The organism is Mesorhizobium sp. P2_F8, from assembly GCF_056403655.1.
In genome coordinates, this window is record NZ_JBFUFB010000021.1 from 26,083 (window position 1) to 38,927 (window position 12,845).

The window sequence follows — 12,845 nt, forward strand, 5'->3', positions numbered from 1 at the left end:
GCCCACGGGATGACTTGCTGGCTGCGACATGCTCGACAATGCGAAAGGCACGCCAATCAACGTTTCCCGGCAATATGAAACTTGGGATCTGCCTGACGGTTCCACGCATGGACTGACTTCGTTGTCCTCAACTTTTGCCACCGATTTCTGACGTCAGAGAAGCGTGGCGTCGGCCGCTTCGGGATTGCATGGCGGCTCTGGAACCTCGTCTCGTGTGGAAAGTTGTCCACCGTCCTTGAAGGAGATTCCCATGGCGCGTCCAGCTAGCAGACCCGTTGTCCCGCCCACCATCGGACGTATGTGAGGGAGGAAAATCGATGAACGTCGCCAACCTACAGCTGGAGGGGCTGCTGATGGCGGTCGCAGCGGTCAACAACGCCCTGGTACGGAAGGGACTCCTCTCGATCGATGATATCGATAGGGCCTTGAAAACCGCGGAAGCCTCGTTCACCGGCGACGAGCGCTGTTCGAGGACATGTCACCGGCAAACCGCGATGCCGTCTGCTTCCCTTTGCGACTTCTGCAACTCGCGAACACGAACCAGTTCGAGGCCGGCGTGCCGCCGTTTTCAGAGTTGGCCAAGCAGGTCGGGCTTACCAAACAGCCTTACAATGACCAGATGTGAAGGGAGCATAGGTATGGAGGTTCTGGAAATCGTCGTTGCCAACAACGTTGTGGAATTCCGCGGCGAGGGTGGTGACAACATACTGGTTACCGTCGCGCAACCGGCGGTCTTATCCCCTGAAGAGCTGATCGAAAAATCCAAGATCATGCTTTTGCATGCCGCCAAATTTGGTGTCGACGAAGAGAATTCTGGCGAACAGCGGATAGCCGATGCGGGGGATGAGTATCGGCTTGAGTATCATGACAATGGGGAGATCCGTGACGTGGGTGGCTTGGTCTTTCCCGATCTGGACGCGGTGCGCGACGAATGCAGGCGCTCGGCGGAGGATTTGTGGAAAGACGCCCTGTCTCGGGGTGAAGCACCGGTGGGCTGGGCCGTCAGGGCGCGTGACCGTCGCGGTGACATCGTCGCCTCAGTCGATTTTTCCGACTTGCAACGCGCCGCCGCCGAGTTGGATCAACGACCTCAGTCCGAAATTTGAGCCCGTAATTCTCAAGCGTTTCAAAGGAGAGCACTATGCCGCGTAAGCCAGCAGCCGAAGCCAGCGCATCGTCCGCCACCGTCCACGACTTGACCTTGGTCAGAGGCCAGGGAGGAGAATTGCATCAAGTTGCGGAGGGCGACACTGACGTCCTGACAACAGCCCAGGGCGGGCCGGTCTCAGATGACCAGAACACGCTCAAGATCGGCGCACGTGGTCCCACGCTGATCGAGGATTTTCATTTCCGCGAGAAGATTTTCCATTTCGACCATGAGCGCATTCCTGAGAGGGTAGTGCATGCGCGTGGCTATGGCGCCCACGGCTTTTTCGAAACCTACGAGTCGCTCGCAAAATATACGCGCGCCGACATCTTCCAGCGAGCTGGAGAAAAAACGCCGGCATTCGTGCGGTTCTCGACGGTGGCCGGCAGCAAGGGGTCATTCGACCTTGCCCGCGACGTCCGCGGATTTGCCGTGAAGCTTTATACCAAAGAGGGCAACTGGGATATCGTGGGAAACAATATCCCGGTGTTCTTCATTCAGGACGCGATCAAGTTTCCCGATGTAATCCATTCGGTCAAGCCGGAGCCTGACCGTGACTTCCCGCAAGCGCAGTCGGCGCACGACACGTTCTGGGACTTTATCAGCCTGACGCCGGAATCGATGCACATGATCATGTGGGTGATGTCGGATCGCGCCATCCCGCGCTCTTTCCGCTTCATGCAAGGGTTCGGCGTGCACACCTTCCGCCTCGTCAATGCGGCCGATGAATCGACGTTCGTGAAATTTATCTGGAAGCCCAAGCTTGGCATGCAATCAGTCGTGTGGAACGAAGCGGTCAAGATCAACGGCGCCGATCCCGACTTTCATCGGAGGGACCTCTGGAATGCCATCCAATCCGGCGATTTCCCCGAATGGGAGTTATGCCTGCAATTGTTCGACCAGGAGTTTGCCGACAATTTTGACTTCGACATCCTTGATCCGACCAAGATCATTCCGGAGGAGATCTTGCCGCCAATACCTGTCGGCCGTCTTGTTCTCGACCGGATGCCGGAGAATTTCTTTGCCGAGACCGAACAGGTCGCGTTCATGACCCAGAATGTTCCGCCTGGCATCGACTTCAGCAACGATCCGCTGCTGCAGGGCCGCAACTTCTCCTACCTCGACACGCAGCTGAAACGCCTGGGCGGCCCCAATTTCACGCATCTGCCGATCAACGCGCCGAAATGCCCATTCCATCATTTCCAGCAGGACGGCCATATGGCGATGCGCAATCCGGTTGGACGGGCTAACTACCAGCCGAATTCATTCGGCGTCGGCCCGCGCGAATCCCCTGAGCGTGGGTTCCGGTCCTTCGCTGACGGGGAGGAGGGCCAAAAGGTCCAGCTGCGGCCCGAAAGTTACGCCGATCACTACAGCCAGGCTGCCCAGTTCTTCAACAGCCAGACCCCACCCGAGCAACGCCACATCGCTCAGGCCTTGACCTTTGAACTGAGCAAGGTTGAGACCCCAGCCATCCGCGAGCGGATGATCGCGCACTTGCTGAACATCGATGAGGGGCTTGCTGTCACGGTCTCCGACAAGCTCGGCATCACCGAGATGCCGAAGCCGGCCGACGCAGGTGTATCGCCGCGCACGGATCTCGAGCCCTCGCCAGCGCTGAGCATCATTGCCAATGGTCCGGAGAGCTTTGCTGGCCGCAAGGTTGGCGTCCTGATTGGCACCGGCACGGACGCCGGTCTCTTCAAAGCCTTACAGGCTGCCATTGAGAATGAAGGGGCCGCCATGGAAGTTATCGCGGCAAAGGTCGGCGGCGCGGTGGCCAGCGATGGCACCAAGATTGTGGCCAAGCATATGATCGATGGCGGCCCATCGGTATTGTTTGACGCGGTCGCCATCCTGCTCACCGAAGAGAGTGCCAATCCGCTGGCCGGCGAAGCAGCGGCTCGTGATTTCGTGGCGGATGCGTTTTCTCATTGCAAGTTCATCGGCTTCACACCCGGCGCCGTGCCGCTTCTGGCCAAAGCGGGCGTCGAGCCCGGGGCTGACGAGGGAATGCTGCCGCTAGCTGACAAGGCGAGTGCCACGGATTTCATTGAAAGTTGCAGGGGTCTGCGGCTGTGGGCACGGGAGGCCGCAGTCAAGCTGTGAGGCCGCGTCTTCAGGCTTGCAAAAGAGGGGCCCGCAAAGTGGGTCCTTCATTTTGCTGAATTTCTGACAGAGCACAGCCCCGAATGGTGTGCACATCGTGTCGGCGCTGACCGACGCAGCTTTTGCCGCTACGACTGCTCGCTAATGTGAACGGTTGCTACGTTTCGCTGGTGACGTTAGGCACTTCGACGACGATTCTCACGCCGCGATCTAACCATTCGCGCTCGGTAGATCCTTGAAGCTGCCGCCGTATCGTAGCTTCGGCGATCACAGTGCCAAAGCCTGCCTTTCGGATGCCCGCAGGCGGCGGGCCTCCCGTTTCTTCCCAAACGAGCGCAAGCCCTTTGGTTTGCGGGATTTCGTTCCAACTGATTGCGACCTGGCCAGTGTCCTGCGAGAGCGAGCCATGCGACGCCGCGTTTACGGCGAGCTCATGAATGAACAACGCAAGCGGTTGGACCGCATGAGCTGCAAGCATGATCTCCGGGCCGCTCAAAACTGCCCGTGTCGCCCCGTAAGGCTCTATCTGAGTCCGAATGGCCTCCCGTAGCGGAATCTGATGCCAGCCGCGCCGGGAAAGCAGAGTATGGGCTCGGGCCAGAGATTGCACACGCTGCTGTACGGAGGCCGCATACAGGGCAGCGTCGTCCGATCGAGTAAGCCGAACGATGCTGTCGACAAGCGCAAGCACATTGTTGGCGCGATGGTCCACCTCTAGCAGAAGCCGGTGCTCGGAGTCTTCGAGAGACTGGATCCTGCGATAGTCTGTGCGGTCGATTTGAGAGCCGAAGTGATATACAACACGGCCGCTGTCATCGTGAATTGGGCTGAAGTGAAGCTGGTTCCAGAAGGGCGATCCATCCTTGCGGTAGTTGAGGAGTTCGACACTGGCCTCGCGCTCCTCTCTTATCGCGGCTCGTATTTCGGAAACGGCGATTTTGGATGTTGCCGGACCCTGCAGGAACCGGCAGTTTTTGCCGAGAACCTCTCCTGCATCGTATCCTGTTAATTTCAAGAAAGCTTCGTTTGCCAACACTATAGGGTAATCCTGCTGTGTGGCATCGGTCACCACCATCGGCATGCGTGTCCGCTGAAACGCTGTGGCCGCCAACTCTTTGCGGTCTGGCAGCGCATCCGCCGTCACTGCGGCCGGCTGATCACCGTGAATRTGGGACAGGTCTTTTTCGTCCATTAAGGCTTCCTTGGTGCCGACTAAGACCTTGAACGTGAGAGGCGTTAAAGCGTTGCCGATCGTTGGCGAATTCGCTGCTGATGCCAATCTGGTCGCGACAATCGTTGACGAAGTTGACGCCTTCTGCCCGAGCGGTGGAACAAGGATCGGGTCCGCAGATTGACAGCGATTGAAGGTCGGGCGGTTCCCTCCAAGGGCGCCGGTCACGGTTGATCTGGGTGGAGGATCAAGATGTCACACGAGGTAGAGGAGCGCCGCCTCATAATGCTTATCGAGCAGTACGTCGAGGTGCGGAAGAAGCGGCACGATGTTGTGTCCGTGAGTCAGGCAGCAGCGGCTGTCCTGACTGTCATGAAAGCCTGTCCGGTTTCTAGAAGCGAGCTCGACGACATGATCGCCGCAAGCGCCGTGGCTCATGGCCTGGGTGTTGCGTTCGATGTGCAGCAATCCCCGTCGCAATTTGCGATCTCGCGCTGACATGGCCGCTGACCTACGCTGCGCGAGGAACCCATTGGCCGCAACGCAGTGCACATCTGCGTCGACATGCAGGCGATGTTCCGCGACCCGTCCCAATGGTCGTTGCCATGGATGGACCGTGTGCTTCCCAGGATCGTAGATCTTTGCAGCACACAGCCGTCGAGATTGGTCTTCACGCGGTTTATACCGGCCAGGCGGCCCGGCGCCGGGCAGGGGACTTGGAAACGCTACTATGAACGATGGGCAGACATGACGCTTGAGCGCCTTGGCCCGGGAAAGGTGGACTTGTTCCGGAACTTCGAGCGTTTACGCCGCCGGCGCCAGTTGTAGACAAGCCGGTGTATTCGCCTTGGCTTGGCTCGAGCCTTCGCACTCTACTGGCGCAGCGGCGCTGCGACACAGTTATCGTCACCGGCGGCGAAACAGATATGTGCGTGCTTTCAACGGTGTTGGGCGCGGCAGACTATGGCTTGCGTACCATCGTGGAGGATGCGGTCTGCAGCGCCTCGGATGAGGCCCATGATGCCATGATCGGGCTGTTCAGCAATCGCTACGGCCAGCATATCGAGACCGCGACCACTGAACAGCTTGTAAACTGTTGGATTGGTGGGTGACCGACCCTAACGGTAAGGGCCACGACGATGTCGCCGTGGCCCTTTTTTAAGTGCGTGGGATCAAGCCGCTTTTTGCTGCTCGGCCGCCCTGTCATTCACACCTGACTCACCGAGGGAGGTGAGGGCTTCGTCGGTGGCCTTCTCCTCTTCGAGTGTGGCGTTGAGGAGTTCGACGATGTCATCCTTGCCCAGCGATGTCGCCCAGGCGATCAGCGTGCCATAGCGCGCGATCTCATAGTGTTCGACGGCCTGCGCGGCGGCGACAAGGCCCGCGTCGATCGAGGTCGAACCCTTGTATTCCTCCAAGATCTCGGATCCTTCCTCGATGATGCCGTCGATGGCGGGGCAGGTTTTGCCGCGCGCAGCAATGCCAAGGATATCAAACACCTGCTCGAGTCGCTCAACCTGGTCCTCGGTCTCGACAAGATGTTTCTCGAAGGCGGCGGACACTTGGGCGTCCTCCGCGCCCTTGGCCATCTTCGGCAGGGCTTTGAGAATTTTCTTTTCGGCGTAGTAGATGTCCTTAAGCCCGTCGAGGAACAGATCCTCGAGGCTCTTGGTGCCGGCACTGGCTTTCTTCGTGGCTGCCATCTGACAATCTCCTTTGGTTGAAACAACCCCTTCGGGTGCTAATCCAACTCCAATCTTCAAGGCAGGTTCCTGCCAAAGTTAGGTGTGACTGATTTTTCTTTAGGTCTCGAAAAGCTGTCCAAATGCGACGGGAAAGATGAGCGAGCTTTGGCGCGCGACGCGCCTGAACAAGATGCCTTGCGGCCAGCACCATAGGTGTCCCTGGTGGTCGAGGCGAGCTGGTCAATGCTACGATCGTTGATGGGTTGTCGAAATCGGATCTCTTGGCTAGGGCGATTTGGGCACGACGTGGAACAATCGCAATGGCAGACCGTTCCCAAGCGAATTTCCTAGGTTAGGGATTCCTCTTGTTGCAGCGATCAAATGAAACCCACAAAGAGCGCCCGCAAACGGCTGGCGGTTCCAGCGGGAGTGGGGCTTTACGGGGCGCGGGAAAGCACCCAGACGACAATGCCGACCCGTGTCGTTTGGTTGTTGTCTCGAATAGGCTGGGGAATATTCGCGATCTGTCGCAAGCCGGAGGCCTCGCTATAGGCGTCGCGGATGCGTTGGCCGAGCGTGGAGGTCTCTGGCTGGGAGCAAGCGCGGAGCATCGAGATACCGCTCCGGGCGACGAACCCGTCATTCACCTTGAACGCCTGGGAAGGATCGAGACAGCCGCGCTCAGCCTGCCGCGCGAGGCGTACTCCCTCTACTATAACGGCTACGCCAACAGTACGCTGTGGCCGCTTTTCCATTACCGGCTCGACTTGGTGGATCATCGCAGCGAGTTTCTTCACGCCTACAGGCAGATCAATGCGCGGTTCGCCGAGGCGCTTGCACGATTGCTGACGGGCAAAGACGACCTGGTCTGGATCCACGACTATCATCTTATCCCGCTTGCCGCCGAGCTGCGGCGGCTCGGATTCGGAAATCGGATCGGCTTTTTCCTTCACATCCCGTTCCCGCCACCTGACCTGTTGGTCGCCACATCCGACCATGAAGAACTCATCGATGACCTGCTTCAGTACGATGTGGTGGGTTTCCAGACCGAGACTCACGTGACGAATTTCCGGCGCTCCGTGCGGGCGACAAATTCGATCACCTTCGACGACAATGGCGCGGCGGAGGCCAATGGCCGGACCGTTGTGTCCCGGAGCTTTCCGATAGGCATCGATGTCGGCGCGTTCGCACGCATGGCTAACGAGGCGTCGCAGGATGTGCAGATTGATTCCATGCGTCGCCAGATTCTGGGTCTTAAACAGATCATCGGCGTCGACCGGCTGGATTACTCCAAAGGATTGCCCGGCCGCATGCAAGCCTTCGCGCGGCTTCTGGAAAGACATCCCGAACATCAGCGGGCGGCTACGTATTTGCAGATTGCGTCGCCCACGCGAGAAGAGGTCGGTGCTTACGCTGAAATAAGGGCACAGCTCGAGGCGACAGCGGGCTCTGTGAACGGTAAATACGCGGATTTGGCTTGGACACCGATCCGCTACATACACCGAGCCGTGCCACGCTCGCGGCTGGCTGGCCTGTTACGCGCCAGCCAGGTCGGGCTGGTGACGTCCTTGCGTGATGGAATGAACCTCGTCGCATAAGGAATTCATAGCCGCCCAAGACCCGGCCGATCCCGGAGTGCTTGTATTGTCTCGTTTTGCGGGCGCGGCTGAAGAGCTTGTGGAAGCCCTGATCGTAAATCCCTATTCGATCGACGACGTTGCTGACGCTATCGCCAAAGCGCTCGCGATGCCACTTGAGGAAAGGATTGAGAGGCACGGTGCACTGCTCACGCGCATCAGCCGCAATGATGCAGCAGAATGGCGCCGATCATTTCTCGCTGCTCTCATGGACGAGAGCTAGCGCCCGTAGCCCACCTACTGTCTCCGGCAGGATGGGCACTGGCAGCATGGGTCTGACAACCGGGCACGCGCAGCAGAGATCACCTCTGAAAGGCCGGGGCAAGGCGTGTAAACGATTGGGGAGGGAACATCAGTCCGAGTCCTAAGTTCAGGATCGAAGCATCCACAAAGGACACATGGTCATGATATATTGCTAGAGTTGATCGAGGAGGTGGGCTGCACTGCTCCCGGGTTTTGCACCCGCGCACGCGATGCCTGAAAAGGCCCCCGACTTTCCTAACGACCTCGAGCCAGTGATACGGGCAGGACCATCCGAGCCCGGAGCCCAAGACAAACTTGAGACCGAGACGATGACAAAGTATGAGCCCTGGCGGAGCTTATTGGAAACGCTGGACACGCCAGAGATTGTCATCACTTTCGAGCAGTTGGATAAAACCGTGCCCTTACCCAAGGCGGCCCATATGGATCCGCAATGGTGGGCAAACGGCCGGACTGGCGAGCGAACGGTCCAAGCCGAAGCCTGGCACCAGGCTGGGTTCGATGTTCAAGCCGATTTCAGTCCAAAGTCGCTACATTCAGGAAAATGAAACTCAAGTAATGCGCCCGTCCGCGATTGCTGAAACGTTGCGAAGGGCTGGGGCGGTGACCTACCGCTTATCGCCCTGGCTGGTGACTGCAAAGCGCAGCACAGATAGGCGTTTTCCTGTGCTCACTAACTTGACCTGATTCAGGTTCAAGCGCCGCCGTTGGAGACACACGAGTTTTGAACAGCTGACGACGATCACATCGCTCCTGAACTGGTTGAAGGAACCTTATTCTTCCGGCGTGTTTCGCGATCGGACATACCGAAAGAAGCCCACCTCATGGCACCGAAATCATCTCGCGATATACTTGGGCCATGGCCTCGCAAGGACACCGATAGGGATACCCGGGAGGCCGTGATCAAAACGCCTGACAAAACGAACGACTGGGATCGCGACCATGTGCATGGTGATGGCGACACCATGGGATTGAGCCTGAGCAGAGGATTGATTCGAAATAGCAATCGCCATCAGCAGGATTTTCGCCTTGTCTAGGATGTCGCACTCAGCCGCTTGGCAGCCAAATACATCAAACGCTGAAGCGACGCGCGTTCGGTTCCAACCCACTTGCTCTACTCGGTTGACTAGATCGTCAACATGGGGCGCCAAGGCGTCCTGGCAGTCCAGCGTCGTAACAGGTAGCGTTTAATCGCGTTTACCTCCCGGACCGGCTGTGTAATTGGCGTTTCCTTTGTCATGAATGGGCTCGTGGAAAGCTGGGAATGTTGGCTTCGGGGACGTACGGCATCCTCGTAGGTGTCCTGGAATTTCGAGGGATCGAAAGTGGTCCACCTTCTTGTCGATGAGCATGCCGGCGATCTCTAGCAGTTCAGGACCCGTATTTTGCCTTCGTCAAACCATCGAAGACACTCTCTTCGGAAACCATCTCGTTGTGGTTTCGCAGCTCGGTCATCACCATGCCCTTTGCCATAGGGCTGGATCACAACTTCCCGGCCGCGCTAATAGAGCACGATACAGGACCGGGCTGCGACGCCCTTGTTCTTCATCGCATCGCGGATCACGCCGTAGGCCTCAACAGCCACGCGGTCGGTTGGAATGAGGTAATAGGGTTTTTCGAGATAGCGGGTGTCGATCTCGTTGATGCTCAAACTCACCGACCCAGCGTGTGATCCGAGGTGAGCTTTAGCGCCTTGATGTCGTCGGGTTCGATCTGGACATCCTTTTCGATTTCGGAACCCTTGAACTGGTCGTCCGTTCGACCGGCTTGCCTGTCTTCTCGTCGGCATGGATGCTTTTGACCGGCAGACCGTCCTTGCGGTTCAATCTTGAAGTGGATCTTCGAGGCTTCGTTGGTAGCGCCGACAATCTTCACCCCGCGAGTTACCGATCGAACTTTCAGAAAGCCCTTCCAGGCAGCACGTGGCGCAACCATCAAAATCGTTCCTCAGGGCAGCTCTGGCTGGCTGGTTCCATAATGTCGTCCGGAGGCCGATCGTCTATGATTGCTGCGGTGATTGCAGCCATTTATTCCGATAAGGTGCATAAGCAGCCATTTTATCGCGGCAAGGATCAACTTTTTCCTCTGATGCACGTTGTGCCGAGCAACCGAGGAGACAGCCATGCCCACTGGAACAAATACCGACACCTCCAAAACCGTCCAAAGGCAGCTGCGAATCCAGCGCAAAGTGGATGCGGACGATCGGGCCAAAACGAAATTGAAACCGGCCGGCGCGATGCAGGCCGGTGCGCGAGAATATCCGGCGCCGCCGTTTCCGAAGCAGCATCATCCAAAACCAGGCCAAGAAGCAGAGATCAAACCAGCTCCCCTCTACGATGCACCGTTTTGGCGCGGCTCCGGCAAGCTGGAGAACAAGGTTGCCTTGGTCACCGGCGGCGATTCCGGCATCGGTCGCGCGGTCGCGGTACTGTTCGCGCGCGAGGGTGCAGATGTGGCAATTGTCTATTTATCGGAGGACGGCGACGCCGACTTGACCAAGCAGGCGGTGGAAAGTGAAGGCCGTCGCTGCATTACACTCCGCGGCGATGTCGCGGACCTCGCTTTTTGCCGCAAGGCCGTGGCCAATACGGTCAAGCAACTGGGAGGCCTCGACGTCCTCGTCAACAATGCAGCGTTCCAAGTGCATTCGACGGATTTTGCCGACCTGACCGAAGAGCATTTCGACACCACAATGAAAACCAATCTCTACGGCTATTTCCATATGGCCAAGGAGGCGGTGGCGCATATGAAGCGCGGTTCAGCCATCGTCAACACCGGCTCCACAACGGGTATCAACGGCTCGAAGGAGCTGATCGACTACTCCATGACAAAGGGCGGGATACACGCCTTCACAAGAGCGCTGTCAGGCAACCTCATAGAGAAGGGCATTCGCGTCAACGCGGTCGCGCCAGGTCCAGTGTGGACGCCACTCAATCCGTCGGAAAAGCAGGCCATCGATGTCTCGAAATTCGGCGCCGATACGCCGATGAAACGCCCGGCCCAGCCAGAGGAGATCGCACCGGCCTATGTGTTTCTGGCCTCACCGCAATGCTCAAGTTACATCACCGGAGAGATTCTGCCCATCATTGGTGGCTACTGAGGAACGGCGCGCCGTTCGTCTGCCTACAGCTGGAGGACCTTTAAGGCGAAGTCGCTGCCCTTCCGAAAAGGCCAGCGCGAGGATTCCAGTTCGAACGACCGCCTCTCCTCGCGACCGTCCTCGACCACGCGAACGAACCATTCGCCGATGGCTTCGACGACTTCGACCACAGTTTCAAGCCGAGCGTCGGTACGAATTCGTACGAACGACCGGGCGGCTGCCAAAACGCCGTAGCGGCGGTAGGATTCGAGGCTGTGGTCGAGACGGTCATGCCACGCGGCGATACTTATGACGGTCCCGTATAAATTCCCTGAAGAAGCGGCCTTTCGAGAAGGCTTTCCTGAAAGCGGCATAGGTTTCGGGGGCAACGTCCTCATAGTCATAGCGTGTGCCGCTTGGCACGAACCAAACCGAAAGGATTCCGGTTGCGGGGTCGTACTTAACATTGCGGATCACGGTCGAAGGCATCTTGGTGTCCAATCGGTCACCCGATAAACCCCGCAACGATCGTCGAGTTCCGCTAACCGCTTTTCCTCCCAACCGCCGCTACCCGAACCGTTTCGGAACTCGGGCCGTCGCCGCACTTGACCTGCTGCTCACATATTGCCTAGCGATCTTACCTTGACAATCTAGATACGATGTCGCCGCTCAAATCGAAAACAATCGGTCTTCCCCTCGCGCTCCAGCACGATCTCTTCGGTGCCAATAACGCTCTGCCAGAAGGCTTCGCCTAACAGCCCGAATTGATCACTTCGTCAGAAGAGACTTGTCAGGCATCTCGAAGGCCTGCCTTTCCAACCTTTTTGATTTCCATGGCCATCTGGCAAACCGGCTAGTCGTCGGTTTTGGCCTGCGCTACGACTATGACAGACGTGAAGTCGTCGAGGCACCTCCAATCCCTGATTTTCTGCAGCCCCTGCGCGAAAAGGTCGCTGCCTTTGCGAGCCAGCCTCCCGAAGCCTTTGCACAGGTGCTGATCAATGAGTATCGGCCGGGCGCTGGTATCGGCTGGCATCGTGACAAATCTCATTTTGAAGATGTAGCAGGTGTTTCACTGCTGGCGCCCTGCAGCTTTCGACTCCGGCGAAAGGCCGGAAGCGGATGGGACCGCCAAACGATCGTCGTCGAGCCAAGATCAGCCTATCTCATGACCGGTCCTTCGCGCACGGAGTGGGAGCACAGCATCCCGCCCCTTGCCGAGCAACGCTATTCGATCACCTTGCGAACACTTCGCTCTAAAAAGGCATGACTACGCTCCGCAAACATCAGACACCAGGTCTCCCACTGCTAATGCCATCACGAGTTCTTGAACGCGGACCCTCCCGGGAACCTCTCAACCTCATGTTGGTTTGGAGGGTGCATCCAGCTTGCAGCGGTGGAGAGTCGATGGTCAGTTCGCAAACAATGTTGGTGCTGGCCAAGCCCCCGCTTCATTAGACGCCGATGGCGATCGCCAATGCTTGTTTCATCGGCACGCTGCTCACCGACGTCACCTACTAGCGAACCGCGGAAATAATGTGGGCCGACTTTTCGGCCTGGCTGCTTTTTGCCGGCTGGGTCGTCGGCGCTTTTGCAGTGATTGCCGCGCTTATGGATCTGTTTACAAGACGACTTTCCCGTGCTGGCAGGCCTGTGTGGCCGTATCTTCTGGACAGCCTTGTCGTGCTTGTGTTGTCGTTTTTATGCGCTGGTGCATAGCCGGGACGCTTGGACTTCGGTCGTGCCGGGGCCTCAC

The 12,845-nt window shown here is 58.0% G+C and carries 14 protein-coding genes and 1 pseudogene; 11 read left to right on the top strand and 4 right to left on the bottom strand.

Annotated elements, in window-relative coordinates; all coding sequences use genetic code 11:
* Positions 1–317: 317 nt before the first annotated feature.
* The 3 genes and pseudogenes from AC1DZP_RS31855 (at position 318) to katE (ending at position 3,256) form a co-directional block, all read left to right on the top strand.
* Positions 318–625: pseudogene (locus tag AC1DZP_RS31855) on the top strand (hypothetical protein).
* Positions 626–638: 13 nt separating this feature from the next.
* Entirely contained in the window at positions 639–1,106 is a 468-nt protein-coding gene (locus tag AC1DZP_RS31860; RefSeq protein WP_477290743.1) for a DUF6894 family protein, read from the top strand.
* A 35-nt stretch (positions 1,107–1,141) separates the two neighbouring features.
* Positions 1,142–3,256, top strand: coding sequence for a catalase (gene katE, locus AC1DZP_RS31865; protein WP_477307867.1), 2,115 nt, complete (start codon positions 1,142–1,144; stop codon positions 3,254–3,256).
* Positions 3,257–3,413: 157 nt separating this feature from the next.
* Here the strand turns inward: katE and lov are convergent, their stop codons facing one another.
* Positions 3,414–4,448: a blue-light-activated histidine kinase gene (lov, locus tag AC1DZP_RS31870; protein WP_477307869.1), complete on the bottom strand. Its 1,035-nt coding sequence runs from the start codon at positions 4,446–4,448 to the stop codon at positions 3,414–3,416.
* A gap of 264 nt (positions 4,449–4,712) precedes the next feature.
* Here lov and AC1DZP_RS31875 point away from each other — a divergent pair, with 264 nt between their 5' ends.
* Entirely contained in the window at positions 4,713–4,925 is a 213-nt protein-coding gene (locus AC1DZP_RS31875) for a hypothetical protein (RefSeq protein ID WP_477307871.1), read from the top strand.
* 338 nt (positions 4,926–5,263) lie between these two features.
* Positions 5,264–5,539 carry a cysteine hydrolase family protein gene (locus tag AC1DZP_RS31880; RefSeq protein ID WP_477307873.1) on the top strand — a complete coding sequence of 92 codons (276 nt, stop codon included), beginning with the start codon at positions 5,264–5,266 and terminating at the stop codon, positions 5,537–5,539.
* Between the two features lie 60 nt (positions 5,540–5,599).
* On the opposite strand, the gene AC1DZP_RS31885 is transcribed toward AC1DZP_RS31880, so the two are convergent.
* Positions 5,600–6,130, bottom strand: coding sequence for a YciE/YciF ferroxidase family protein (locus tag AC1DZP_RS31885; protein WP_477290751.1), 531 nt, complete (start codon positions 6,128–6,130; stop codon positions 5,600–5,602).
* 548 nt (positions 6,131–6,678) lie between these two features.
* Here AC1DZP_RS31885 and AC1DZP_RS31890 point away from each other — a divergent pair.
* From AC1DZP_RS31890 to AC1DZP_RS31900, 3 genes are all read left to right on the top strand, one after another.
* A complete protein-coding gene (locus AC1DZP_RS31890) occupies positions 6,679–7,710 on the top strand; it encodes an alpha,alpha-trehalose-phosphate synthase (UDP-forming) (protein ID WP_477307875.1) in 1,032 nt (343 codons plus the stop codon).
* A 46-nt stretch (positions 7,711–7,756) separates the two neighbouring features.
* Positions 7,757–7,972, top strand: a complete 216-nt coding sequence (locus AC1DZP_RS31895; protein ID WP_477307877.1) for a trehalose-6-phosphate synthase — start codon at positions 7,757–7,759, stop codon at positions 7,970–7,972.
* A gap of 349 nt (positions 7,973–8,321) precedes the next feature.
* Positions 8,322–8,558 carry a DUF7662 domain-containing protein gene (locus tag AC1DZP_RS31900; RefSeq protein WP_477290755.1) on the top strand — a complete coding sequence of 79 codons (237 nt, stop codon included), beginning with the start codon at positions 8,322–8,324 and terminating at the stop codon, positions 8,556–8,558.
* A 953-nt stretch (positions 8,559–9,511) separates the two neighbouring features.
* Here the strand turns inward: AC1DZP_RS31900 and AC1DZP_RS31905 are convergent.
* Complete coding sequence (locus AC1DZP_RS31905) at positions 9,512–9,667, bottom strand: Ku protein (protein ID WP_477307879.1); 156 nt, start codon at positions 9,665–9,667, stop codon at positions 9,512–9,514.
* Between the two features lie 465 nt (positions 9,668–10,132).
* On the opposite strand from AC1DZP_RS31905, the gene AC1DZP_RS31910 reads away from it, so the two are divergent.
* Positions 10,133–11,110 carry an SDR family oxidoreductase gene (locus AC1DZP_RS31910; RefSeq protein ID WP_477307881.1) on the top strand — a complete coding sequence of 326 codons (978 nt, stop codon included), beginning with the start codon at positions 10,133–10,135 and terminating at the stop codon, positions 11,108–11,110.
* A gap of 267 nt (positions 11,111–11,377) precedes the next feature.
* Here AC1DZP_RS31910 and AC1DZP_RS31915 read toward each other — a convergent pair whose 3' ends face one another.
* On the bottom strand, positions 11,378–11,578 hold the full coding sequence (locus AC1DZP_RS31915; RefSeq protein WP_457155817.1) for a KTSC domain-containing protein: 201 nt from the start codon (positions 11,576–11,578) through the stop codon (positions 11,378–11,380).
* A gap of 298 nt (positions 11,579–11,876) precedes the next feature.
* On the opposite strand from AC1DZP_RS31915, the gene AC1DZP_RS31920 reads away from it, so the two are divergent.
* Both AC1DZP_RS31920 and AC1DZP_RS31925 read left to right on the top strand, forming a co-directional pair.
* A complete protein-coding gene (locus AC1DZP_RS31920; protein WP_477307883.1) occupies positions 11,877–12,359 on the top strand; it encodes an alpha-ketoglutarate-dependent dioxygenase AlkB in 483 nt (160 codons plus the stop codon).
* A gap of 266 nt (positions 12,360–12,625) precedes the next feature.
* A complete protein-coding gene (locus tag AC1DZP_RS31925) occupies positions 12,626–12,808 on the top strand; it encodes a DUF2231 domain-containing protein (protein ID WP_457155672.1) in 183 nt (60 codons plus the stop codon).
* Positions 12,809–12,845: the final 37 nt, after the last annotated feature.

Coding starts and splice junctions, on each gene's coding strand:
- AC1DZP_RS31860 (WP_477290743.1), top strand. CDS start 639: ATGGAGGTTCTGGAAATCGTCGTTGCCAACAACGTTGTGGAATTCCGC.
- katE (WP_477307867.1), top strand. CDS start 1,142: ATGCCGCGTAAGCCAGCAGCCGAAGCCAGCGCATCGTCCGCCACCGTC.
- AC1DZP_RS31875 (WP_477307871.1), top strand. CDS start 4,713: ATGCTTATCGAGCAGTACGTCGAGGTGCGGAAGAAGCGGCACGATGTT.
- AC1DZP_RS31885 (WP_477290751.1), bottom strand. CDS start 6,130: ATGGCAGCCACGAAGAAAGCCAGTGCCGGCACCAAGAGCCTCGAGGAT.
- AC1DZP_RS31900 (WP_477290755.1), top strand. CDS start 8,322: ATGACAAAGTATGAGCCCTGGCGGAGCTTATTGGAAACGCTGGACACG.
- AC1DZP_RS31910 (WP_477307881.1), top strand. CDS start 10,133: ATGCCCACTGGAACAAATACCGACACCTCCAAAACCGTCCAAAGGCAG.
- AC1DZP_RS31915 (WP_457155817.1), bottom strand. CDS start 11,578: ATGCCTTCGACCGTGATCCGCAATGTTAAGTACGACCCCGCAACCGGA.
- AC1DZP_RS31925 (WP_457155672.1), top strand. CDS start 12,626: ATGTGGGCCGACTTTTCGGCCTGGCTGCTTTTTGCCGGCTGGGTCGTC.